This window comes from Phycisphaera sp. (assembly GCA_025916675.1).
Lineage (GTDB): Bacteria > Planctomycetota > Phycisphaerae > Phycisphaerales > UBA1924 > JAHCJI01.
On sequence record CP098402.1, the window covers coordinates 2,604,238 to 2,628,135 of the forward strand.

Below are 23,898 nucleotides of genomic sequence, written 5' to 3' on the forward strand. Positions count from 1 at the left end.
GAGAGGCCGCCGGCCCCCCTCCGACCAATTACCTATTGCCCCTCCTACCCCTCCACCAGCTTCAACGCCACCAGATCCTGCACGTCCAGCAACCCCACCGGCTTGCCATCGCCATCCACGATCGGCACCTCGTCCTGCCGATACTCGAGCACCAACGCCACCGCGTCGCGCGCCAGCGCCTCGCTCGAGATCGTCCGTGGGTTCCTCGTCATCACCTCGCCGATGGGCCGATCCAGCTCGGTCCGATCGCGCAGAACGAGCCGCCGCAAGTCGCCATCGGTAAAGATCCCCGCCAGCTTCCCCTCGGCATCCACGAGCAGGATCGCCCCCGGCCGGCGACCACTGGCCGTCTGCACCGCGTGCTGCGCCTCGATCACGCTCACGCTCTCGGGCGCGACGGGCAGATGGTCGTGGATCGTGCATCGGGCAATGTCCATCACCGGCCTGAGCGCGCCACCGAGCGCACCACCGGGATGCCGCCGCGCAAAATCCGCATCGGTAAACCCCCGCCGCGCCGCCGCCGAGATCGCCAGCGCATCGCCCAGCGCCAGCGTCGCCGTCGTCGATGCCGTAGGCGCACTGAACCGCGGGTGCAACGCCTCGTGATCGAGCCCGAGATACAACGGCACCGTCGCCAGCCGGCTCAGCGGGTCGGCCTGCTCACCATCCGCCGGCTTCTTCCCCGTGATCGTCACGATCGGCAGCTTGTCCTGCCGGAGCAACCCGCACAGCGCCACCACCTCGGCCGTCTTCCCACTGAACGAGAGCGCCAGCACCAGATCGCTCGGCCGGAACCGCCCAAGGTCCCCATGGGCCGCCTCGGTCGGGTGCACCAGGTGGCTCGGGATCCCCAGCGATGCCATCGTCGCGCTGATCTTCGCCCCCACGTGCCCGCTCTTGCCCAGGCCCGTCACCAGCACCGTGCCCCCGCTCTGGGCGCACGTATCGATCATCTCGACCGCCTTGGCAAAGCCCTCCGGAAGATCGGCGAGCGCCCCCACCGCCGCGGCCTCTTCCCTGAGGAGTTGGCTGGCCAGTTCGAGATGCTCGGAGGTATTCGTCGCGGTCGTCATTGGTGAGGGTATCACGCGAAAACCGTCCTAGACTGGACCATGGACGCCACCGGCCCCGCCATCGCCGTCGACGCCTTCGAGGGGCCCATGGACCTGCTCCTGCACCTGGTTCGCGTCCACGAGGTCGACATCCACGACATCCCCGTCGCCCTCATCGCCGAGCGGTACATGGAGGCTATTCGAGACCTCACCCGCATCGACATCGACACCGCCGGCGAGTTCCTGGTCATGGCCGCCACCCTGGCCGAGATCAAGAGCCGCGTCGTCGCCGCCGAGAACCTGAGCCCCGAAGACGCCGAACGGGCCCAGCGCGAGCACACCAAGGAAGATAAGCAGCCCGAGGACCCGCGGGCCGAGCTCGTCCGCCAGCTCCTCGAATACAAACGCCTCCGCGACCGCGCCGACGCCCTCGAAGAACGCCTGGCCACCTGGCAAAGCCGCGCCCGCGTCGCCCCCGCCCTGCGACCCTCTCGAGACGACGCCGAGGAAGACCTCGCCCTCGACATGGACGATTTGTCCTTGACCGATTTAGTCGAGGCCTTCGACCGCATCGCCAGCACCATCCAGTTCGACCGCCTGGGCGAGCACACCGTCACCGACGACGACACCCCCATCGAGCTCCACCAGGCCGACGCCATCGACCGCCTCGAACGCGCCCGCACCGAAACCGGCAACCCCGCCCTGCCCCTGAGCGCCCTCTTCACCGGCCGAACCAGAGGCGAAGCCATCGGCATGTTCCTGGCCATCCTCGAACTCATCCGCAACGTCCGCGTCCGCGCGTGGCGGGGCGAAACCAACGGCGAAGAACCCGGACAGGTCTGGTTGGGATTGGTCGAGACACAAACCCCCGCCGACAACTAAGCCCCCCGGCGCCACACCACCCTCCCAACCGAACCGGATGCGGAAGCACCCCACCTTCTTTCTCCCTTTCCCTCTCCCTCTTCCCAATTGCCAACTGCCCAATGCCAATTGCCCTCTGCTCTTACGCACACCCCGCATCGAACTCGTTCTGGAACGCCAGGAAATCAAAGATCGTGAACATGCCATCCCCATCGAAGTCGGCGATGGGGTCGGCGTCGTCGAAAAGATTGAAGAACTGCAAGAAGTCGAAGATGGTGAGTTCACCATCGCCGTCCAGATCGACGCGGCACGGCACGGCACAATCCATCGCAATCGGATTGAACGACACTATGCCCTTCGTTGGATCATCGCCGTTGTCGTAGATCATGCCAGCGATCTCGACGAGGTCATCCGTGCCCCAGCACACGCCGGTCGCGTCGATGTCGCTTGCCGAGCCGTTGTAGATGGCCGAACCCAAGTCGGCACTATTGCCCAACAAGCGATTGAACACGCCGGCCTCGGCGGCCATCGAGAACTCACCGCCCGATCGAACATGAATGGCACCGCCCAATCGGGCCGAGTTGTCCTGGAAGCTATTGCCGACCAGCCGCACATCACCGTCCCTGATATTTCCGATCGCTCCGCCGATGTCGGCCTGGTTCCCACGGAACGTGTTGCTCTCGATGCGCAGGCCGAGCCCGAACGTCACGGCGACCAGATCGATGGCCCCACCCGCGGCTGTTGTACTGTTCTCAAGGAATTGATTGCCCGCGACGAGAACAGTATCGGGCCGCTCCAGGATGCGCAGGGCACCCGCGCTCTCGGTTGCCGAGTTGTCCCGGAACACATTATCAATGACCTGAGCGTTGCGACTGCCCACCGTAAGGCCGCCGCTGAGAACCCCGGTGTTGCCCTCGAACACGCAACCGCGGATGATGATCGTCTCGAGCGCACTCGTTGCAGCCACGGCGATGAGTCCACCTCCGGAACTGCTCGCGGCCGAGTTGCCAGTGAACGTGCATTGTTCGACAAGGCAGGTATGTGCATCGTTCGCCAGGCGGAGCTCGGCACCACCCCCGCTACGCTCACTGGAATTATTTATAAAATGGCATCGTCGGATCTCAATATCTCTACCACCAAAAAAGAGTCCACCCCCACGGCCAGCTGCCGAGCCAGGCACGTGGTTGTTCTCAAATACGCAGTCCTGAATCCGCCATCCTGAGGCCTGCCAGATGCCAGCACCGCCACCGTTGGTCGTGGTCCCTCCCAGGTTGTTGTTCCGAAAGACACATCGCTCGAGCAACCCACCGCCACCACCGCGCACGTCAACCGCACCGTTGAGCATGCCCTCGAATACACAATCCGTGATGATCGTGACATCGGTAGTGTTGATATCCATGGCGACTTGGGAGTCACGAATCTCAACGTCACTGATCTCGATTCTTGAGTCGTCGTCCCGATGCGCGGAAGAACTGATCGCAAGGCGGCTGTTGACAATTCGGCCGCCAATCACTCGCACGTCATTGGTGCTGTTGGCCTCGATGCCGCCGAACGCATCCTGGATATCTACATCGAGCAGCCAAGCCGTTCGATCATCGCTCGGATTGCGGATCGAGATCGCGGGGCCCCCGCCCGTGATGGTCGCATGCTCGATGAACGGCGTGGATTCGTTCGCATCGATAGGTGATGCCGCATCGGTGATGTGAACGTGACGCAGGAGGCAGCCACGCACATACCGTCCATCGGTTGTTGCGACCGCGTCGAGAGCCGAGTCCTTTATCCCGATGCCGAGCCACACATCTGGCCCCGGAATCAGCGCGGCGAACGTAATCGGTTCGTCGGCGGTGCCATCGGCGATCAATGCGGCTGGACTTGCACCTACCAGGGGCTCGCCGACCTCGATGCCAGTACCATCGACGAATAACACCTGCACACCGGGCTCGATCGTCAGAGTGGCAGAATCTCGGACGAAGATTGTTGATGTCACGTGATATGGACTCTCCGCCTGGGTCCAGGTGGTGTCCTCATCGAGCACTCCACCTACGAGCGTTTGAGAGCGACAGTTGGACGTAAAGAGGAGCATCGCTGCCCACACTGCAAAACACGAAGACCTTGCCATCATGTGAGACTCCACGCAACTGGAACCAATCGAGAATCACCCGCACCCAGCGTCGAACTCGTTCTGGAACGCCAGGAAGTCGAACAGCGTCAGGCTGCCGTCGCCGTCGAAGTCGGCCGCCAGGTCGCCCGAGTCGAACAGGTTCTGGAAAGCCAGGAAGTCGAACAGCGTCAGGCTGCCGTCGCCGTCCAGGTCGGCGCGGCAGGCGTCGTCGCCGGGCCGCCACACGACGAAGTTGTCCGGCTGGCTGCCGGGGGTCATCACGATGTCGCCGATCTGGGTGATGTCGCCGTCGTCCTCGATGCGGAAGCTGTAGATGCCGCTCATGCCGTCGAACGACGTGGAATTGTCGGTGACAAACAGGAACTGGCCGGCCGGCAGCTCGAGCGTGCCCACCGTGCCCAGGTTGCCCTGGCTGCCAACATCGAACGAAACACCAAGCGCCGTCAGCGCGCCCGTCTCGTTGTCGGTCGAGAATCCCTGCACCGTCGCGTCCCGCCCATGCCCGGCGTACACGTAGCGGTTGTCGGGGCTCACTGTCACCCACGCGGGCGAATCGCCCGGGCTGATGAAGGGCGAGCCCGGCATGGTCTCGAGCGTGCCGGTCGGGCCCACGCGGAATCCGAGCACATCATTGCCCGTGCCGCTGATGCCGCCGCCAGCGTACAACCACTCGCCATTGGGCGCAAGCCACATGTCCAGCGCAAAATTCGGCGACGTAAACACGAACCCCGTCTCAGAGAGCATGCCATCGGCGTCAACGTCGTAGGCCGTCACGTTCGCCGAGCCGCCGCCGAAGTCCGAGTCCTGCACGAAGATCAGCCGGCGATCGTGGTCGGCCTCGATGTTGGTGATGAACGTCCCCTCGGCGGTGATGTCGCGCTGCACGAGCGAGCCGGTCATGGGCGAGGCGCCGGGCGTGTAGCGGTACACGCGCGCGAACGAATCGCCCAGGGCCGACTCAGCCACGGCGATGTACTCGTCGTCGATCCACGCCATGCCCAGCGGCGCGTTGGGCACGCTGAAGGTATCGATGACCTCCATCGTGCCATCCGGGGCGATCTCGATGATCGTGAGCTGCTCGGGATCGAGCGCCGTCGCGTGCCCGGTGGCCAGGAAGCTGCCGCCGGGCGATAGCGCGATGCCCTCGACGTTCGTGCCCGGCAACGAGCCGGTGCCCGCGGGCCGCTCGTCGATGATGAGGTAATCAACCTGCGCCAGCGCGCCGGTCGCGTCGGGCTGCAGGCTGGTGATGGCCCCGAGCAGGTTGCCGTTGTTGCCGACGAACACGGTGGGTTCGGTGGCCTGGCCGTACGCGGTGGCGCCGGCGGCAAGCGTGAGCACGGCGACAGTGGTGATGCGGTTCATGGGGAGGTCTCCTCTCTTGGGTGTGAAGATGCTACAGCATAACCGATCGGGATCGAACGGCTAGCCTGACGACCGCCAAACAACGGCGCGCATTCATGGCTGTGGGTTGGTTTTGCCCGCTATCGGACGTGCTGTGTCACGCCGGTGCGACGGCGGCCTGCGCCTCGTTCGAAACGAGTTCGGCGATGACCTCGCCCACGCTGTACGTCACGGCCTTGCCGGCCAGCAGGACGCGGTCGCCGGCGTCGCTGGTGACGACGTCGCATCGCAGCTCGCCGCCGCGCTTGGAGACCTGGCGCGCGGCGAGGCGGGTCTTGCCCAGGCGGTTGGCCCAGTAGGGCGCGAGGGCGCAGTGGGCGCTGCCGGTGACGGGGTCTTCGTCGACGCCCGCGCGCGGGGCGAAGAAACGCGAGACGAAGTCGTGGCTCGCGCCCGGGGCGGTGGCGATGATGCCGTGGGCTTCGATCTTGCCAAGCTTCTTCATGTCCGGCGCGAGGTCGTGGATGTCGCGTTTGGAATCGAAGACGGCGATGTAGGCGGGGTGGGCGTCGTCTCCCACGCCGATGTTCTCGGTGGTTTTGTGCAACTCAGCCGGGCTGACGCTGAGGGCTTCGACGATGGCGGCGTCGATATCGCAGGGCGCTGTTGCGCGCGCCGGGAAGTCCATGACGATGAGGTCGTCGTCGTGCTGCTTCTCGTGCCAGACGGTGAGCGGGCCGCCGAGGCTCTCGAACGTGAGGCGCTCGACGACCTCGGCTTCGTGGTTCCACAGCACGTGGGCGGCGGCGAGCGTGGCGTGGCCGCACAGGGGCACCTCGACGGTGGGCGTAAACCAGCGGAGGCGGCGGTCGGCGTTGCCATTACTGGATGGGCCGACAAAGACGGTCTCGCTCAGATTCTGCTCGGCGGCCACCTGCTGCATGACCGTATCGCTCGGCCATTGCTCGACCGGGACGACCGCGGCCGGGTTGCCACCGAAGACGTGGGGGGTGAAGGCGTCGACGTGGTAGATCTTCATGCGTGCCACCTTTCTATTGCAGTGGCACTCTATGGCACCGACGCGGTGTCGGTCGGCGGGCTACTTGCTGGGCTTCAGCACGGGCCCCAGGCCCAACGCACGCCGGAGGTCGACGATCTGCCCGGCGTGGGTAGCGATGTGGAAGCCCATGCGGAGGGCGAGGTCGCTGACGGTGGTCGTTCCCGCGCCCCAGGGGGTCTGGCGGGCGAGGGCGTCGTCGCTCGCGCCGTGTAGAGCGCCGGTCAGGTCGCGGTGGGCGTCGTGCATGATCTCGATGGCGCGTTCGAGGCCTGGGTAGCGATCGGGATCGTCGGTAGGCGATGAGCCGAAGGCGACGCTCTCGGTGGCGAAGCGTTGCGCGTCGCCGCGATCGCCCATGACGAAGGCGCCCGGTGACAGTTCGCCCGGCTCGTCGCTGCCATTGACGCGCTGGGTGCAGCGGTGGGCGGTGAGGGCGAGGTGGCCCAGTGTCCAGGCGGCGTGGTTGGGCAGGGCCGGGGCCTGGCTCGTTCGGTTCGAGTCGTCGAAGCCGGCGAGGAAGCGTTCGAAGAGGGCCTGGGAGTTCATCAGGTTGTGGGCGAGGAACTCGCCGTGGGCTTGGCTCATGGGTGCTGGGACTCCGGTTTGGTGACCGGCCAGTGTACGGCCGCGCCGGTACCATCGGGCATGGCAGCAGCACAGGCCCCTTGCGTCATTCCCAATCCGTACGGCCCACCGATCCCCGTGGGTGTTGGGTATCCATTACTTGTGATTGCCGGGCCTTGCACGCTGGAATCGCTGGAGATGGGGCTTGAAGTTGGGCGGGCGCTCAAGAAGGTGTGCGAGGCGGCGGGGCTGCCGTATGTGTTCAAAGCGAGTTTTGATAAGGCCAATCGGTCGAGCGCTGCGTCGCCACGGGGGCCCGGGCTGGAGCGGGGGCTGGAGTGGCTCGCGAAGATCGGACAGGAACTGGCGTGCCCGGTGACGACGGACATCCACCTGCCCGAGCAGGCCGTTCGCGTTGCCGAAGTGGCCAGCATCATCCAGATCCCGGCGTTCTTGTGCCGGCAGAGCGACCTGCTGACGGCCGCCGCGGAGGCCGCCGTTCCCAAGAGCGCGGTCGTGAATGTGAAGAAGGGCCAGTTCCTGAGCCCGCGCGAGATGCTCGGGCCGATCAAGAAGCTGCACGAGGCCGGGTGCGACAACGCGATGCTCACCGAGCGGGGGACGTTCTTTGGGTATCACCGGCTGGTGACCGACTTCATCGGCGTGGGCGACATGATGGAATTGGATCGCTCGAAGTTCTGCGACCTTGGCCCCGCACCGGTGTGCTTCGACGCCACGCACAGCACGCAGCTGCCGGGCAACGGCGAGCAGACCGGCGGGCGGCCCGAGCGGAGCCCCATGCTCGCGGCGGCGGCGGTGGTGGCGGGTGTGCAGGCGTTGTTCATCGAGAGCCACCCGGAGCCGGGCAAGGCTTGGAGCGATGGGGCGACGCAGTTGCCTATTGAGACGGCGGCGGCGTTGATTACGCAGGCGGCGGGGTTGCGGGCGGCGATGGGCTCAAATTAGTTTGGAGAAACCGACCCGTTGTGGTATGCTGGGCAGAGGCCCAAGGAGGAGTCTGCCATGCGCTGGATCATGATCGCCCTTTGTACGCTCCTGCCGACACTCGCCCACGCGCAGGATCCCGATCCGAGGTACGTCATCCACATCGAGGTCGATCGGCCGGTGCTTGAGCCGGGGGAGAGCGCGACGATCGAGTTGCGGTGTGGGTTCGACTCCGATGCGTTCTGGGCAATCAACGGCGTCTACACCAGTTTAACAGGCTTTCAGCACGCTGGCATGGTGAGCAACCTGGAGATTCTCCAGCCGCTGCGGGGACCGGGAACACGCGAGGGCGTTTTCGACGGAGAAACCGTGACGGAAATCATCGCGGGTCAGATCCAGTCGCCGACCGCCGCAATTCTGGCCGACCCCGCGGACCCCGCTCCGCTCTGGCGTGGCGTGTTTACGGCGGATGAAACCGGTGAATTGCAACTCTCGACAATCACAGCTCGCTACCACGTCTTCCTGGAGATGTACGAGTACTGGAACGAGGACAAGATCGACGAGCTGATCGAGGGCTCGGCCACCATCACCATCGTCCCCTGCCGCGCCGACTTCAATGGCGACGGTGTGGCCGACATCTTCGACTTCCTGGCATTCTTCAACGCCTTCGACGCCGGCGACCCGCTGGCCGACTTCGACTTCGACGGCGAGCTGACGGTGTTCGATTTTCTGGCGTTCCAGAACCGGTTCGATCTTGGGTGCTGAGGCGGCCATGGATCGCGGCGGGCGGTCTGCCCATCGCGTGCGGCATCGCTCCCGTCGCGTCAGGAAGCGTCTCCACCGCGTTTGGGAGGGCGGCCACCACGTTCGCGAGGGCGGCCGCCGCGTTGGGTGGGGCGTCCATCGCGTCAGGAATGGCTCCCACCGCGTTCGGGAGCCTTCCGATCGCGGTCGGAAGGGTTCCTGAATCGCGTTTTCGGACGCACACAGGGCGATCCCTCCAACAAACACCGATCAAATCTCGAGGGGCAACACCGGCGGCGGGGCGGGGCCCACGTCCGCTAAACTCTGGCCATGACGCCAACCTTGGCCCCCACACTCGCCCCCACGCTCGCCGCCTGGCTGCACGATCTGGACCCCGTCGCCCTCCGCCTAGGGCCGGCGACCATCTATTGGTACGGCGTCTCGTACGTCGTGGGCTTCGCCCTGGCGTGGGTGCTGCTGCGGGTGGCGGCGTGGCGGGGGATGACGCCCGTCCCCGGGGCCGCGATCGGCGACGTGGTGCTGTTCGGGGGCATCGGCGGGGTCATCGGCGGGCGCGTTGGGTACCTCTTGATCTACAACCCGGCGCTCTTGGGAGAGTTCACGAACTCGTTCCCGTTCTGGCAGGCGCTCAACATTGCGCGGGGGGGCATGGCCAGCCACGGGGGCATGGTGGGCGTGCTGCTGGGGTTGCTGCTGCTGGGGCGCGTGCTGAGGAAGCGGGCGGAGAAGGAGGGCCTGCCCGAGCTGGCGAGGGTGCCAAGCCTGCACCTGGTTGACTTGGCGGTGGCGGTGGTGCCGATCGGATTGATGTGCGGGCGGCTGGCGAACTTCGTGAATGGGGAGCTGCTGGGCAGGGTCGTGGCGGGACCGGGCGAGCCGGCACCGGGGTGGGCTGTGCGCTTCCCGCAAGAGATCCTGTCGCGCGGGCAGACCGGGGAGATCAGCGACGCCCAGATCCACGCGGCGGCCGAGGCGGTGGGGATGAGCTCGCTGGAGATGATGGTCGAGGCCGGCCAGGAGCGATTCGTTGTCGCGTATACCCAGCTCATGGAGACGCTGCGCGGTGGCGGGCCCGACGCGGCCGGCGCGGCGAACTTCATGCACGGCTTCCTGAACGCGCGGCACCCGAGCCAGCTCTACCAGGCGGCCGTCGAGGGGCCGCTGCTGCTGCTGGCGCTGTTCATCGTGTGGATGAAGCCACGCGTGGCTGGCGTGGTGACGGCGTGGTTCATGATGCTCTACGGCGTGGGGCGGATCTTCACCGAGTTCTACCGGCTGCCCGATGCCGACTTTGCGAACGCGCGGCCGATGGGGCTGAGCCGGGGGCAGTGGCTGAGTGTTGCCTTAGTGGCTGGGGGCGTGGGGCTGCTGGTGTACGTCATCGTGCGGGCGCGCAGGAAGCGGGCGGCGGGCGAGTCAGTGCCGCGGTTCGGCGGGTGGCTCAGTCCCGTCTTTGCGTCGGCCCCCAGCGTCAGCGGGCCGGCCAAGCAGCGAGACGCCGATGGTCGCGGCGCAGCCGAGGGCGACAAGGCCGAGTGAGGCGGCGATCTGGAGGCCATCGGGTGCGAAGGCCCGGGTTGGCCAGTCCTTGGGCTCGACCTGTGCGGCGGTCTCTTCGGTGAGCACCGTGCCCTCAAACGTGTCCCCGGGCTGGGGTGCGATGGCCTCGCGGAATGGGTACAGCCCCGCCGGCGCGCCGAGGAGCAGGCCGAGGAGGACGGCGAGGGTGGCCTTCTCGTAGCGGTGCAGCAGCCAGCGGAGGAGGTTGCTGACGCCGGCGATGCCCACGACGACGCCGAAGCCGATGGGGATGACGACGACCAGGGCGTCCAGGTCGCCGCGGGCGAGGTCCTTGATGGCGGTGACGACCGCCTCGTACTGGCCGAGCAGCAAGAGGAGGTAGGCCCCGCTGACGCCGGGGAGGACCATGGCCGCCGCGCCGGCCGCGCCGGCGATGGCGAGCATGGGCCAGTTGGAGTTGCCGCCGCTGCTGGCCGCGCTGGTGCCGGTCTCCTGGACGAACACGATGGCCAGCATCCCGACCAGGCCCACCAGCGCGAACGCGATGGTGCGGGCGCATATCGGCCGCACGAGGGCCCAGAGGGCCGGCACGCCGCCGATGGTCAGGCCGATGAACAAGGCGTACATGGCCCAGCGGTGGTGCTCGAGGCCGTAGGACACGGGCCGGGCCCCCAGGGCGATGGCCGCCCCGGCCGCGACGACGATGAGGCCCAGGGTGAGGATGGTCTTGACGCTGAGCTTGAGGCGCGTGGCGTCGCTGACGGCGTCGACGAAGCGGCGGTAGACCCCCGCGGCCACCAGCATGGTGCCGCCGCTGATGCCCGGGACGAGGTTGGCCAGGCCCATGAGGGCGCCGCCCACCAGCAGCCTGACCGCGGGCAGGCGGGTGGGCTCGGTTTCGATGGGCGGGTTGTCGGTGGGCTTCTGTTTGATGGGTGGGGCTCCCATGTGGCGGGCTCTACCATCGGCCCGGATCGAATGGCGACGATAGGAGACGAGATGGCGATTCTGGTGACGGGGGCGGCGGGGTATATCGGGTCGCACGCGGTCCAGCGGCTGCTGGTGGGCGGGCACACGGTGGTCGGGCTGGACAACATGGGGCGGGGCAATGCCGGGGCCGTGGACGCTCTCAGGGAACTCGGCGGGGAAAAGTTCCGCTTTGAGCGGGCCGACACGACCGACCGGAGCCGCCTGGAGCGGTTGATGGTGGAGCACCATGTCGATGCGGTACTGCACTTTGCGGCGCTGAGCCTGGTGGGCGAGAGCGTGCTGCGTCCGTTGGAGTACCACCGCAACAACAGCCTGGTGCCACTGCTGGAGGCCATCCGCGACGCGCGGGTGAAGCGGCTGGTGTTCTCGTCGACGTGCGCGGTGTACGGGCAGCCGCCGAGTACGCCGGTGACCGAGGACGCGCCCTTTGCGCCGCTGAGCCCGTATGGCACGAGCAAGCTGCACGGCGAGAATGTGCTCGACGACTTCCTGGAAGCTCGCAAGCACCAGAGTTCCCCCTTTGCGTTCGCGGCGCTGCGGTACTTCAACGTGGCCGGGTGCGACCGCACGGGCGTGCTGGGCGAGGACCACGAGCCGCACAGCCACGTCATCCCGATCGTTCTCGAGGTCGCGCTGGGCAAGCGCGACAAGATCACGATCTTTGGCGAGGACTACGACACGCCCGACGGCACGTGCATCCGCGATTACATCCACGTCGAGGATCTGGTCGACGCGCACCTGCGTGTGCTCGAAGCTTTAGAGGACGGCGAGAGCCGGCGGTACAACCTTGGCATCGGCAAGGGGTACTCGGTGAAGGACATCATCGAGAGCTGCCGGCGCGTGACCGGGCACGCCATCCCCGCCGAAACCGGGCCGCGGCGGCCGGGCGATCCGCCGGCGCTGTTCGCCGATCCGGGGAAGGTGCAGGAGGAGTTGGGCTGGACCGCCGAGATCACCGAGCTCGACGCGATCATCGAGTCGGCCTGGAAATGGATGAAGGCGAATCCCGAAGGATATACGGCATGACACGGCTGCTGACCATCGTGATGGTGTTCGCCTGCGCGTTCGTCGCGCTTGGCGATCCGGACATTGATTTTCTCGCGCCGGCCTGGCCCCCTCGGGCGTTCGAGGCCGAGCTTGGCGCGAAGGGTGTGGTGCTCGAACTGGGCGGGGATCCGAAGCGGTACCAGTCGTTGCAGGTCGGCTTCTTCATGGACCGGCCCGGGGCGCCCGGCGCGGCCCAGCACGCGAGGATGCTGCTCGACTCGGTCGGCGATGCGTCTGCCGGCGTGCTGCCCGAGGACGTGCCGCAAGAGGAGTACAACGCCCTGGTGTTCGAGGTCGCTCCCGCCCTTGCACAGGTGCAGGCCGAGGGTGGGGTGCGCACGCTGCTGTTTGTCTCGCTACGTGAGGGCTCCCACGACATCGAACGCACGTGGATGGCGTGCGAGCCGGCGAGGACCGAGGACGTGCGCGGCGTCACGGTGATCGTGCCGGGCACGTTCGGGTATCCGCCCGAGTTGTACGAGAAGTGGTCCGACGATCTTCGCGGTCGGGGCTGGAGCGTGCTGCGGTTGCTGAGCCAGCCGTCGCGGTTTACCGAGCAGATCTTGATTGATGTCGAGGCTCGTGAGGGAGCCAAGGAAGGGACGGCGTTTGCCGAGCACGCCGACGATCGGACCGCCGAGTGTGCGTACGCGGTGGAGGCGGGCATCAGGCACATGACGCAACTGGACGGGCGGTTGGAGGGCAAGCCGCGTGCGATATTGGGCTTCAGCGGCGGGGCGATCCTGGCGCCGGCGGTGGTGGCGCGCAACCCCGCAGCGTACGAGACGGTCGTGCTTGTTGCCGGCGGGGCCAACGCGGCGGGCATCAGCATCGACAGCACGTTCATGAAGCAATTCATCAAGTCGGTGTTCTTCACGTTCAAGGGCGAGGACGAGGCAGCCGACCGGGCGGCGTTCGAGGAGGCGTACCTGGAGCGCGCGACGCTCGATGCGTACCACGCGGCCGCACGGTTCGATGACGACACGCGGGTGCTGGTGGTCGATGGATCATTCGATAAGGCGGTGCCGTTCGCGTCGAGCGGGCTGATGGTCGAGCGATTCGAGGCGGGCGGGATCACCCCCGTGCGGCGTACGTATCCCACGAATCACGTGATGCTGTTCTTGTCGCTGAGCGAGATGATCGGGCAGGTGAACGAGTGGATTGATGGCGGGGAATTGGGGCTGCCGCCGGGGCAAGAGGCGCAAGGAGCGCCCTAAGATGTCCTGAATATGGACGCCCTTGTCAGCCCATACCACTTCACGACGCGCGAGGCGCCGGTCATGGCCGCCGTGCTGCTGGCCGATCGTGTGTTCACGCTTCTGCCCTCGCCCAATGGCCTGGGGGCCACCGCCGCGCGATCGGCGGCGGATCGGGTGCCCGAATACCTCGACATGATCCGCAGCTGGCGTTGGAGCCAGCCGCTGTGGGAGGCGGGCGTGGTGCTGCCCTCGGTCGATGAGCTGACGAATCCCGCCGCCGAGATGGCCAGCGCGTGGAAACGGCTGACGACCGACCCGGCGTGCGCGGCGCTTGGGCCGTTGATGCGGCTCGATTTATTTGGCACCGAAGACGATTACCTGCAAGCCGTGGCTCAGGACGTGCTGCGGGCGGGACCCGACCCGGGCGTGAGCGTGCCGGTGATGCTTGGGCTCGACCGCTACGCGGCGCGGCACGCGTTGACGGTGGTGCGGCCCGAGCCGAGCAGTGTGGTGCAGAAGGCCGAGCAACGGCTGAGCATCCGGCGTGATCGTTTTGCGTTGGTGGTGCCGGTGTTGTTGCAGGCCGACTCGGACAGCATCGTGATCGCGCGGGACATGCTGGAGCCGGAGCTTGAAGCGTTGCGTTCGGCGATGGACGCGGCGGTGGATGCGTTGAATCTGGCGCCCGTGCGTTCGCCTGGGCCGGGTCCCGAGCGTGACGCGTGGTGCGCCCGGGCCCGTGAGGCGGCCGAGCGGTACACCGACGCGTTCGATGCTCATCTGCCCGAGATCGCCGCGTGCCAGGACGATGATGCGCCGGCGCTCATGCGCGGGCTGGTGAGCGTGACGCTGAGCACGCTGCCCGTTGACGTGGTGTTGCACGCCAGCACGCTGGCTACCCAGAAGATGGGTTCGCGGGCCGCACGAACGGTATCCCCTAACGAGCTGGCGCCCCCCGACGAGCTCGCCAGCGCGAGCGTGTCGTCGATGGTGGTCCGCGTGATGAGCAAAGATGCCGCCGCCTGAGACCCAAACTCCCAACGCGCTGATCGACGAGAGCAGCCCGTATCTCCTCCAGCATGCGCACAACCCGGTGCCGTGGATGCCGTGGGGTGAGGCAGCCTTCGCCGAGGCGCGACGGCGGGACGTGCCGATCTTCTTGAGCATCGGCTACGCGACGTGCTACTGGTGCCACGTGATGGAGCGGGAGAGCTTTGAGAGCCACGCCGTCGCGAATGCGATGGCCGACCGCTTCGTGTGCGTGAAGGTCGACCGCGAGGAGCGGCCCGACATCGACGAGGCGTACATGGCCGCCACGCAGATCATGACCGGCAGCGGCGGGTGGCCCATGAGCGTGTTCCTCGAGCCCGCCAAGGGCCGGCCGTTCTGGGCGGGCACGTACTTTCCGCCCGAGCCGATGCATGGGCGGCCGAGCTTCGTGGAGGTGCTCGAAGGCGTCTCGTCGGCGTGGAACAACCAACGCGATGAGGTGATGGAGCAGGCCGAGCGTTTGGCGGAGGCCGTGGGCGATGGGCTGAACGCGCGTGTGGGTGATCGCATCGATGTGGGGCCACAGGCGATCGCTGAGGCGTTGCGGACGCTGCTGACGATGGTCGATCGCACCAACGGCGGTTTTGGTGGGGCACCGAAGTTTCCTCAGCCGGTGTACCTTGAGTTGCTGCTGGCGGCGCGAGACTCGGCGGATGATGCCACGAAGCAGGCCAGCGACGTCGTGCTGAAGCAGACCCTTGATCGCATGATGGTGGGTGGCATTTACGACCACGTCGGCGGTGGGTTCCATCGGTACGCCGTGGATGCGACGTGGACGGTGCCACACTTCGAGAAGATGCTGTACGACAACGGACAACTGCTGGCGGCGTATGCGCGGGCGTCGCGGGTATTCGGGGATGCCGGGTATGCGCACGTGGCCCGCGGCATCGTGGCGTGGGCCGAGCGGGAGATGCTGCTGGACGCGGACGGCTATGCGAGCGCGCTGGACGCTGAAGTGGATGGACGTGAGGGGCTGAATTATCTCTGGACCGCCGACGAGGTTCGTGCGGTGCTCGATGGTGAGGATGCGGACCTCGCGGTCTCGTTGTATGGCCTCGATCGCGGGCCGAACTTCCAGGACCCCCACCACCCCGAATCGCCGCCGTCGAACGTGCTGCGGCTGGATGAGCGGCTTGAGCAGCACGACGACGCCAACATCCGCGATCGGCTCGACTCGATCAACGCGGCACTGCTGGCCGTGCGTGACGAGCGGAAAGCGCCGTTGCGCGACGACAAGTGCCTGGCGGCGTGGAACGCGATGATGCTGCATGGCTTGGCGTCGGCAGCGATCAACCTGGATGATGCGGATTTGCTCGCGAAGGCCGAGCGGACGGCGGTGTTCTTGCAGGAGTGCATGCTGGGCGAGGACGGCCTGCCCGTGCGGAGCTGGCGCGGCGGCAAGAGCACGATTCCGGGGTTCCTTGAGGACGCGGCATGGTGTGTGCGGGGGCTGGCCGAACTGGCGCGGGCGCGGATCGTCTTGGAGGCGGGCGACCCGAAAGACGCGATCGATGCGGCCACGTCGATGCTGGACGCGGCGCTCCGAACGTTTTGTGAGCCCGATCAGCCGGGCGTGCTGTACGACACGCGGAACGCTGAGTTGTTCGTGCGCGGGCGTAGCACCTACGACGGGGCGACGCCTTGTGCGCACTCGGTGTTGCAGCACGCGATGGCGGCGCTGCACGAGCTTGCGCCGGAATCGGGCGTGCTGGACCACGCGAGGGCCGTGCTGCGGGCGATGTCGCCGGCGATTGCCGAATCTCCGTTGGGCACGGCGGGGTCGACGGCGGCGTTGCTGCGATTCATGCGGCAGGATCAGTCACTGGCCGAAGAGGTCATCGACGCCGAGTTAGAACGTGTGCGTTCGCTGCCCGAGCCGGTGGACGAGGGCTTCACGCCGGTTGAGATCTACGCGAGCGGTGATCGCGTGGCGCTTGGGCCCGATTTGCCCGCCGAGTTCCATCTGGTGGTTCGGATCAAGGAAGGGTGGCACGTCTACGCCGCCGAACCGGGCCAAGCCGAGCTGCCGCCGCTGCGAGTGAGCGTGCATGGCGGCGCGGGCGTGCGTGTGTACGCCGACTATCCGAAGGGCACGCCTTGGGCGCACGACGAGAGTGTGCTGGTGCATGAGGGCGAGGTCGAGTTCCCCGTCGCGCTCGAGCTCGAGGGCGAGTGGTCGGGGCGGCCCATTCTCGTGGTGAGCTACCAGGCGTGCGATGACGCGCGGTGCCTGCCGGTGCGCACGGTCGAGCTCGACGTGGCGATCGACCGCGAGGGTGAGGGTGAGCTGGGCGTCGACTAGCGGGCCTGCATGAGGGCCGCAACGCGCTTCTCGGTGGGCGGGTGCGACGCGAACAGGTTGCTCAGGGTCTTGCCGCCGGTGAGCGGCTCGATGATGAACAGGTTGTTCTGCGCGGGGTTGGGGTTCTGCATCGGGATGCGCTTGGAGTACATCTCGAGCTTGCGCAACGCGCCGATGAGCCCGTCGGGCGAGCCGGCGATGGCGGCACCGTGAGCATCGGCCACGAACTCGCGCGAGCGGCTGAGCATGGCCTTGATGACCGCCGCGCCGACCGCGCCCAGCAGGATGGCACCGATGGCGAACAGCGGATTGCCGCCCTCGCGGTTGCCGCCGCCGAAGAACATCATGCCGTAGGCCAGCATGCCCATGAGCCCGCCCACCGTGGCGGCGACGGTGCTGGTGAGCGTGTCTCGGTTCTTGACGTGCGCCAGCTCGTGGGCCATGACGCCGGCGAGCTCGTCGCGTGAGAGCAGTTGCAACGCGCCCTCGGTGACGGCAACGGCGGCGTGCTTGGGGCTGCGGCCGGTCGCGAAGGCGTTGGGTGCCTGATGCGGGCACACGTACACGCGGGGCATGGGCAGGCCGGCTCGCTGGCGCAGGTCGTCGACGAGTTCGAACAACTGGCCGCTGGTGACCTCGCGACCGCGCATGGACTTGATGGCGATGCTGCCCGAGAAGAAGAACGCGGCGAAGTTCATGATGATGGCGAAGACCAGGGCGGGCACGATGGCGTTCGGGCCACCGAGGGCGAAACCGACGCCGACCACGAGGGCCATCAACGCGCCGAGCAGCAGCACGGTCTTGGTGTTGTTCACGAAAGCAACGGACATGATGAACACTCCTTCACCCAAGCAAACCTCTCGGGCGCACGAACTGTTCTGGCATACGCCGGACCAACGCGAATGTTCTTACGGAGCGGGCTCGACCGCCCCTGGGGCCTCGATGGGCTTGTCGGCCTGGCGCTTGCTGAACGCGTCGGCCGCCATTCTGGCAGCCACGATGAGCAACGCGATCGACACGACCAGCCGCACGGCCTGCAACGGCAGGCGGTGCGTGAGGGCCGCCCCCAATCGCGCGCCAAAGAACGCGGTGGGCGAGAGGGCGGCGGCGATGATGAGCGCGTCGATCACGCTGCGGCCGTGCTCGGGGCCGAGGGTTGCCAGCTTGAGCGACGCGCCGACGACGGCGGTCAGCACCATGACCGCCGAACTGGTGGCGATGGCGTTGCGGATCGGCATCTTGCAGAACACCTGCAGCATGGGCACCATGAGCACACCGCCGCCGATGCCGAGCAGGCCCGCGACCATGCCCGTCGCCAGGCCGATGACGCCGAGGCGCACGACGTGGATCTGCTGGCCTTCCTGCTCGGGCTCGGGCGTCTTGCGGAAGTAGCGGCCGATGGTCATGAGGGCGTAGGCGGCGATGAAGGCGGCCAGGATGGCGCGCAGCGTGAGCCCCTGGATCTCGTTGGAGATCAGCACGCCGGCGACGATGGAGATCGCCATGGCCGGCAGGATGACCCGCAGGGCCCCGTAATTGATCGCCTTGGCCTTGCGGTGCCGCAGGGCGGCGGGGAAGGACACGACGACGTTGACCACCATGGCGGCGGCCATGAACATGTGGTGGGCGCTGTTGGGGTCGGGGTCGTAGACGAAGACGGCCAGGGCGGGCAGCATGATCATGGATCCGCCGATGCCCGCCAATCCGCCTAACACGCCGGCGAAGGCGCCAATAACCAGGCAGATGATGATTTCTGTAGGGGTCATGCGGGCCAACGGTAGGGAAACTGGGTGTCTCTCGAAGCGAGTTTCTCGCTTTTGGCTGGGGTCGGGGCACTTTGCCTTCAGCCACGGACGCGGATTGCCGACGTCGTCCGAGAACGGGAACTGCCCGTTGGCAGACCGGATCGCCAAACGCCCCTACGGTGGGGCAAGAACGTGAGCCGGTCGGTCCCCAGGGGGTGGTGCCCCAGGGACCGGAACTGAAGATCGGGTGGAGCCTTGGGGCGTGGTGGCCCCATTCACTCGGTCGGCCGGCAAGCGGAGACCGGTGGTGGTACAGAAAACCGAAGACATGATCGTGCGCCAGCGGCGCGTGGTGGGCGTTGACGCCCCCGTGGCCCAGTCGCGCCCCGTCGGGTTCGTCGAGCCCGCTCACGACCTTCCCGAGGCCAAGCCCATCCAGGCCGCCCCCATGCAAGACATGGTGGGCCTGGCCGGCACGACCGCCCGCCGCGGGTGGAAGCCCAGCGGCGGCGTGCTCTGGCTCGTTGGCGCGGTGCTGACCGTCGCGACGGCCATCACGGCCAAGCAGCTCGGCCCGGTGAGCCCGATGGCGGCCATCGAGCCGGCCAAAACCGTTCAGGTCGCCGACGAGGCCGCTTCGATCAAATCGGACGCCCAGACTGCCGCTCTGGCGACACCCGCCTTCGCGTTTACGACGCTGGCCAGCGACATCGAGCCGGGCACCAGCACACGTTGGTTTAATGGCCGGCCCGTGCGTCCGGCCCGCACGATCACCATGAAGGTGACGGCGTACTCGGCCGACGCGGCGTCGTGCTACCCCTTCGCCGACGGCCAGACCGCGACGCTGCACTCGGTGGAGGCCAACGGCGGGTTTTTGGTTGCAGCCGACACCGACCTGCTGCCCTTCGGCACGATGCTGAGCATCGAGGGCTACAACGGAGGCAAGGTCGTGCCCGTGCTCGATCGCGGCGGCGCGATCAAGGGCAATCGCCTCGACCTTCTCTTCCCCAGCCACAAGGCGGCCCTCGAGTGGGGCGTCAAGAACCTCGACGTGGTGGTGTGGGAATACGCCGACGGCAAGCCGGCGGTTGATCCCCGCAAGCAGCGGTCGTAAGCACGAGAGAGACTGACCAACGAAAACGCCCACGCGAACCGCGTGGGCGTTGTTCATTTCCATTGTCGCGAATTCACTATTCGCGCTGCTTGCGGTCTTTGGATTCGTCGCCGGCGATGGAGCCGCGCATCGAGGTGTCGGCCTGGATGTTCTGCATGCGGTAATAGTCCATGACGCCCATGTTGCCGCCGCGGAAGGCGTCGGCCATGGCCTTGGGCACCTCGGCCTCGGCCAGCACGACGGTCGCGCGGTTCTTCTGCTCTTCGGCCCGGAACTCCTGCTCGGCGGCGACGGCCATGGCGCGGCGCTTCTCGGCCTCGGCCTGGGCGCGCTTCTTGTCGGCCTCGGCCTGGTCGGTCTGGAGTTTGGCGCCAATGTTCTCGCCCACGTCGATGTCGGCGATGTCGATCGATAGGATCTCGAACGCGGTGCCGGCGTCGAGGCCCTTGTCCATCACCACCTTCGAGATGTTGTCGGGATTCTCAAGCACGGCCTTGTGGTTCTGGGCCGAGCCGATGGTGGTGACGATGCCCTCGCCCACGCGGGCGATGATGGTCTCTTCGGTCGCACCACCGACCAGGCGGGCCAGGTTGGTTCGCACCGTCACGCGGGCCTTGGCCTTGAGCTGGATGCCGTCCTGGGCCACGGCGTCGATGGTCGTGCGTGGCTGGTTGGCACCGGGACAGTCGATGACCTTAGGGTTCACGCTGGTGTTCACGGCGTCGAGGATGTCGCGGCCGGCCAGGTCGATGGCGGCGGCGACGTCCCACGGCAGCTCGATGCGGGCGTTGCTGGCGGCGATCATGGCGCTCACGACGTTGGGCACGCGGCCGCCAGCCAGGTAGTGGGTCTCGAGCTGGTCGGTCGAGATATTGAGCCTCGCCTTGGCCGCCCGGATGCGGCTGAAGACGATAACGTTCATGTCGACTTTTCGCAGCCACATGCCGATCAGGGCGCCGAAGCTGACCTTGGCCTCGGACACGTAGGCCTGGATCCACAGCTTGATGAAGCGTCCGAGGATCGCGACGATGGCGATCGCCACGATCAGGAGGACCACGCCGATCGCAATCCAGACACCGTTCGGAATTCCGCCCATACCAGACACCTCCAGGGTCGGGCCGAAATCCTGGCCCGAAGCGCACTATAAGCCCCGTCCACCTGCCTGCAAGCCCTCGGGCTCGGGCAAGGGGAGGTTCCTGCTCGGTATGGGTTGCTCCGGATCGGATCGGTGAGCGGTCAGGCGTCGATCTGGCGGACCTTGAGCTGGATGCCGTCGGCCGAGACGACCTTCACCCGGGCGTCCTTGGCGATGTATCCGCTCTCGGCGACGGCGTCGTGGCGCTGGCCCTCGATCTTGACCACGCCGATGGGACGCAGGTCGGTCTGGGCGTTGCCCTCCTGGCCGACGAGCGCCACGCGCTGGGCGAGGGAGGCGTTGGCCTGGGCGGCCTCGGGGCCGTGCGGGTCGGGGTTGCTCAGGATCAGGCCCTTGCCGATGGGCGTGTAGGGCAGCACTTTGAAGCCGAAGTACGTCGCCGCCGGTGCGATGACGATCACGGCGAGCATGCCCGAGACCCCCCAGGCGGTCTCGTAGGTCCACAGGCAGACGACGCCGGCGATGGCCACGACGAGCGCGACGATGCCGATGATGCCCGCGCTGGGGATGAAGAATTCCATCACGCCAAGCAGAGCGGCCACGCCCAGCAGCAGCAATCCCCAGACGAGCATCGGGTCCATCAGGCCTCCTCCGATCGGGGTGCGGGTGTTGTTTCTAGCCCCGGGGCCTCATCGGTCGGCTCGACCACCACGCTGAAGGCTGTTGACTCGACCACGCGGACGCGCTGGCCCTGCTCGATGATTGGGCCGACGGATACCACGTCGACCAGTTCTTCGCCGAAGCGGGCCCGACCCGAGGGCCGCAGTGTGCCGATGGCCTCACCCACCGCGCCGACGGCCAGCTCGGTCTTTGGCGCCGAGATGGCCATGGCCTCGAAGAACGAGGGGTTGTCGTCGTCGCCCTCGATGGGCACGGAGCGCAGGATGAGCCGGTTGAGCCCCGGGATGCGCCCGAGGTTCTTGGCGAAGAGGAAGATGATCACGCCGGCGCTCGAAAGCGAGAGCAGCAGCACGACCACGCCGGTGAGCAGGTCGCCCGAGGTCTGGAAGCCCCCACCGCCCGTGAACGTGCCGAGCAGGCCCACGAACACGAGCACCGCGCCGATGACCCCCGGCACGCCCAGCCCGGGCACGACGAAGATCTCGACGAGCACGAGCAGCACGCCCAGGCCCAGAGCGGCGAACTCCCACCACCCGGCCATGCCCACCATCGCAGCGGGCGCGAGCAGGCCGATGAGCGCGAGCAGGCCGATCGCGCCGGGCACACCCAGGCCCGGGCTGGCCATCTCGATGAAGAAGCCCACCAACACGGCGACGATCAGGATGCCTTTGACCACCGGGTTGGACATGAACCTGGCGATGATCATCCACACGCTCTCCTCGTATCGCACGAGGGATGACGCGCCGAAGTAGGCCTTGAGCTGCTCGTCGTTTCGGACCACGTCGGTGGCCACACCATACCGCACGAGTTGCTCGCTGGTCATGGTGACCGGGGCCTTGCCGTCGGTGACGTAGGCCACCACCTTCCAGCGGCCGCGGTCGCCCTCGCTCAGCGTCACGCGCTCTGTCGGCACGGCCAGCCCGCGGCTGAGCGTCTGGTCGGCGTCGAGGCCTTCGAGCCGGGGGCCCGCGGGGCGGAAGGCGGTGGGGTCGCTCGGATCGACCGGTGCGCCTGCTGCGGGCTCGGGTGTCTCGGCGGACGTTTGTCCGGTGCCCGCCGAGGGGATCTGCGGCGTGCGGGCCTCCTGGGGCTCGCCGAACAACAGACGGTATTCTGCGAGATCGATGAACATGCGCTCGCCGATGGGCTGGCCCTCGGGCCCGACGCGGGTGCGCTCAATCATCCAGAGCTCGACGCCCAGCGAGACGAAGCCCTGCACGAGCTTCTCGTCGTAGCCGTTGCGGCGGGCCGAATCGACGAGGTCGACCAGCAGCGGCGCGAGGATCTTCTGGCGTTCCTCTTCGGAGAGTTGCTGCAAGCCCAGGATCATCGAGACCTGGATAGGGATGGCGTCGCCCAGCGTGCCGGGGTCGTTGGTGACGATGTCGTCGCAGGCCATGGCGATGATGGCCCCGCCGCTGTACGCCGTGGTGTTCACCCAGGCCACGACGGTGGGCACCTGGCTGGTCTTGAGCAGGTCGCTGATCTCCAGCACCGCCCCGACTTCGCCGCCTGGGGTGTCGAGTTCGATCACGACCGCCTGGGCGCCCTCGCCTTGGGCACGCTCGAGCCGCTGCTCGAGGCCCTTCATGGTGAAGCGGTCGATGGCGGTGCGGATGGGCAGGAGCACCACCTTGTCGGCCTGCCGTGTGGCGGGCACGGAGGTTATCGGGGCGGCCTGACCATCAGAGTCGGAATCCTGGGCCAGCCCCACTTGGGTGGCCGCGAGGCACAGCATCGCCATCGCGGTGGCCACCATGCGGATGGCCCGCCAGCGGCCGGTCGTGTTGGAGTCTGCCATGGGCTTCATGTCGGTATGCAGTATATTGCCCTTGTCGCGCGTGCCCGTGTGATACCCATACGTTCGGCTCTTTACGTATTGGTATCCCGTCCGGTTTGTTCCACCGACCACGCCATCCGGTCTTCGCGGCAGTCGATATGCACGCAGAACAGCCCCGGCAGGCCGGTGCGGTCGGCATCAGGACGGGCCAGATGCTCGTGATCGTGGCCGTCGACCATGGGCCAGATGACCTTCCGGTCGCTCTCGGGCAGGGGTAGGGCGGCCACCGCGCCCGGCTCGAACCACCGCAGGCGGCCCTCGGCGATGTCAACCTCGGGCACCTCGACGGGCCCCAGCACGCGGAAGTAGAACATGAGCCAGTGGCCCTTGCCTTCGAAGGCCCGCTCGCTGATCAGGCCCATGAGGTGCAAGCGCTCGATGGGCACGTCGATGCCGGCCTCTTCCTGAATCTCACGCCGGGCGCACTGGTGCGGAGATTCCCCAAGGGCGGTATCGAGCTTGCCGCCGATGGGTGAGCACAGGCCCAAGTTGGGCGATTTTTTGCGCTCGATGAGCAGGAGGCGGCCGGCGGCGTCGCGCAGGTCGCAGAGGCAGGCAAGCTTGTAGGGCAATTCGGGGGTGTTGGTCATATCGGGGAGC

Annotated in this window: 20 protein-coding genes and 1 pseudogene; 9 read left to right on the forward strand and 12 right to left on the reverse strand. The window is 67.0% G+C overall.

The window, feature by feature from the left end; translation table 11 throughout:
* Positions 1-44: 44 nt before the first annotated feature.
* Positions 45-1,073, reverse strand: a complete 1,029-nt coding sequence (locus NCW75_11075; protein UYV11838.1) for a KpsF/GutQ family sugar-phosphate isomerase — start codon at positions 1,071-1,073, stop codon at positions 45-47.
* 39 nt (positions 1,074-1,112) lie between these two features.
* On the opposite strand from NCW75_11075, the gene NCW75_11080 reads away from it, so the two are divergent.
* A complete protein-coding gene (locus NCW75_11080) occupies positions 1,113-1,934 on the forward strand; it encodes a segregation/condensation protein A (protein UYV11839.1) in 822 nt (273 codons plus the stop codon).
* 121 nt (positions 1,935-2,055) lie between these two features.
* Here the strand turns inward: NCW75_11080 and NCW75_11085 are convergent, their stop codons facing one another.
* The 4 genes from NCW75_11085 to NCW75_11100 form a co-directional block, all read right to left on the reverse strand.
* Positions 2,056-3,900, reverse strand: coding sequence for a right-handed parallel beta-helix repeat-containing protein (locus tag NCW75_11085; GenBank protein UYV11840.1), 1,845 nt, complete (start codon positions 3,898-3,900; stop codon positions 2,056-2,058).
* A 168-nt stretch (positions 3,901-4,068) separates the two neighbouring features.
* Positions 4,069-5,400: a beta-propeller fold lactonase family protein gene (locus NCW75_11090; protein ID UYV11841.1), complete on the reverse strand. Its 1,332-nt coding sequence runs from the start codon at positions 5,398-5,400 to the stop codon at positions 4,069-4,071.
* Positions 5,401-5,536: 136 nt separating this feature from the next.
* Positions 5,537-6,418 carry a PhzF family phenazine biosynthesis protein gene (locus NCW75_11095; protein ID UYV11842.1) on the reverse strand — a complete coding sequence of 294 codons (882 nt, stop codon included), beginning with the start codon at positions 6,416-6,418 and terminating at the stop codon, positions 5,537-5,539.
* A 60-nt stretch (positions 6,419-6,478) separates the two neighbouring features.
* Positions 6,479-7,024: a DinB family protein gene (locus NCW75_11100; protein ID UYV11843.1), complete on the reverse strand. Its 546-nt coding sequence runs from the start codon at positions 7,022-7,024 to the stop codon at positions 6,479-6,481.
* 60 nt (positions 7,025-7,084) lie between these two features.
* Here NCW75_11100 and kdsA point away from each other — a divergent pair, with 60 nt between their 5' ends.
* The 3 genes and pseudogenes from kdsA to lgt all read left to right on the forward strand — a co-directional run bounded on the left by kdsA (position 7,085) and on the right by lgt (position 10,045).
* Complete coding sequence (kdsA, locus tag NCW75_11105; protein ID UYV11844.1) at positions 7,085-7,969, forward strand: 3-deoxy-8-phosphooctulonate synthase; 885 nt, start codon at positions 7,085-7,087, stop codon at positions 7,967-7,969.
* Between the two features lie 57 nt (positions 7,970-8,026).
* Positions 8,027-8,713, forward strand: coding sequence for a hypothetical protein (locus NCW75_11110; protein UYV11845.1), 687 nt, complete (start codon positions 8,027-8,029; stop codon positions 8,711-8,713).
* A gap of 309 nt (positions 8,714-9,022) precedes the next feature.
* A pseudogene (gene lgt / locus NCW75_11115) lies at positions 9,023-10,045 on the forward strand (prolipoprotein diacylglyceryl transferase).
* Positions 10,046-10,129: 84 nt separating this feature from the next.
* On the opposite strand, the gene NCW75_11120 reads toward lgt, so the two are convergent.
* Positions 10,130-11,182 (reverse strand): DUF368 domain-containing protein, encoded by a 1,053-nt coding sequence (locus NCW75_11120; protein UYV11846.1) that lies wholly within the window; start codon positions 11,180-11,182, stop codon positions 10,130-10,132.
* A 30-nt stretch (positions 11,183-11,212) separates the two neighbouring features.
* Here NCW75_11120 and galE point away from each other — a divergent pair, with 30 nt between their 5' ends.
* From galE to NCW75_11140, 4 genes are read left to right on the forward strand one after another with little or no spacing between them, the layout of a single operon-like run.
* Positions 11,213-12,250, forward strand: a complete 1,038-nt coding sequence (galE, locus tag NCW75_11125) for a UDP-glucose 4-epimerase GalE (protein UYV11847.1) — start codon at positions 11,213-11,215, stop codon at positions 12,248-12,250.
* On the forward strand, positions 12,247-13,488 hold the full coding sequence (locus tag NCW75_11130) for a prolyl oligopeptidase family serine peptidase (GenBank protein UYV11848.1): 1,242 nt from the start codon (positions 12,247-12,249) through the stop codon (positions 13,486-13,488). The genes galE and NCW75_11130 overlap by 4 nt, the downstream gene beginning before the upstream one ends.
* A gap of 12 nt (positions 13,489-13,500) precedes the next feature.
* A complete protein-coding gene (locus NCW75_11135; GenBank protein ID UYV11849.1) occupies positions 13,501-14,496 on the forward strand; it encodes a hypothetical protein in 996 nt (331 codons plus the stop codon).
* Positions 14,483-16,822, forward strand: a complete 2,340-nt coding sequence (locus NCW75_11140; protein ID UYV11850.1) for a DUF255 domain-containing protein — start codon at positions 14,483-14,485, stop codon at positions 16,820-16,822. The genes NCW75_11135 and NCW75_11140 overlap by 14 nt, the downstream gene beginning before the upstream one ends.
* Here the strand turns inward: NCW75_11140 and NCW75_11145 are convergent.
* Positions 16,819-17,652 (reverse strand): M48 family metalloprotease, encoded by an 834-nt coding sequence (locus NCW75_11145; GenBank protein UYV11851.1) that lies wholly within the window; start codon positions 17,650-17,652, stop codon positions 16,819-16,821. The two genes, NCW75_11140 and NCW75_11145, sit on opposite strands and share 4 nt — an antisense overlap.
* Before the next feature lie 78 nt (positions 17,653-17,730).
* Positions 17,731-18,588 carry a sulfite exporter TauE/SafE family protein gene (locus NCW75_11150; GenBank protein UYV11852.1) on the reverse strand — a complete coding sequence of 286 codons (858 nt, stop codon included), beginning with the start codon at positions 18,586-18,588 and terminating at the stop codon, positions 17,731-17,733.
* Positions 18,589-18,874: 286 nt separating this feature from the next.
* On the opposite strand from NCW75_11150, the gene NCW75_11155 reads away from it, so the two are divergent.
* Entirely contained in the window at positions 18,875-19,681 is an 807-nt protein-coding gene (locus tag NCW75_11155) for a 3D domain-containing protein (protein UYV11853.1), read from the forward strand.
* 76 nt (positions 19,682-19,757) lie between these two features.
* On the opposite strand, the gene floA is transcribed toward NCW75_11155, so the two are convergent.
* The 4 genes from floA to NCW75_11175 form a co-directional block, all read right to left on the reverse strand.
* The gene (gene floA / locus NCW75_11160) at positions 19,758-20,777 is read right to left on the reverse strand and encodes a flotillin-like protein FloA (protein ID UYV11854.1); all 1,020 of its coding nucleotides are present in this window, start codon (positions 20,775-20,777) and stop codon (positions 19,758-19,760) included.
* A gap of 140 nt (positions 20,778-20,917) precedes the next feature.
* Positions 20,918-21,418 carry a hypothetical protein gene (locus NCW75_11165; GenBank protein UYV11855.1) on the reverse strand — a complete coding sequence of 167 codons (501 nt, stop codon included), beginning with the start codon at positions 21,416-21,418 and terminating at the stop codon, positions 20,918-20,920.
* Complete coding sequence (locus NCW75_11170) at positions 21,418-23,268, reverse strand: ATP-dependent Clp protease proteolytic subunit (protein UYV11856.1); 1,851 nt, start codon at positions 23,266-23,268, stop codon at positions 21,418-21,420. Before NCW75_11170 ends, NCW75_11165 begins: the two co-directional genes overlap by 1 nt.
* A 62-nt stretch (positions 23,269-23,330) precedes the next feature.
* Positions 23,331-23,888, reverse strand: coding sequence for an NUDIX domain-containing protein (locus NCW75_11175; GenBank protein ID UYV11857.1), 558 nt, complete (start codon positions 23,886-23,888; stop codon positions 23,331-23,333).
* Between the last annotated feature and the right edge of the window lie 10 nt (positions 23,889-23,898).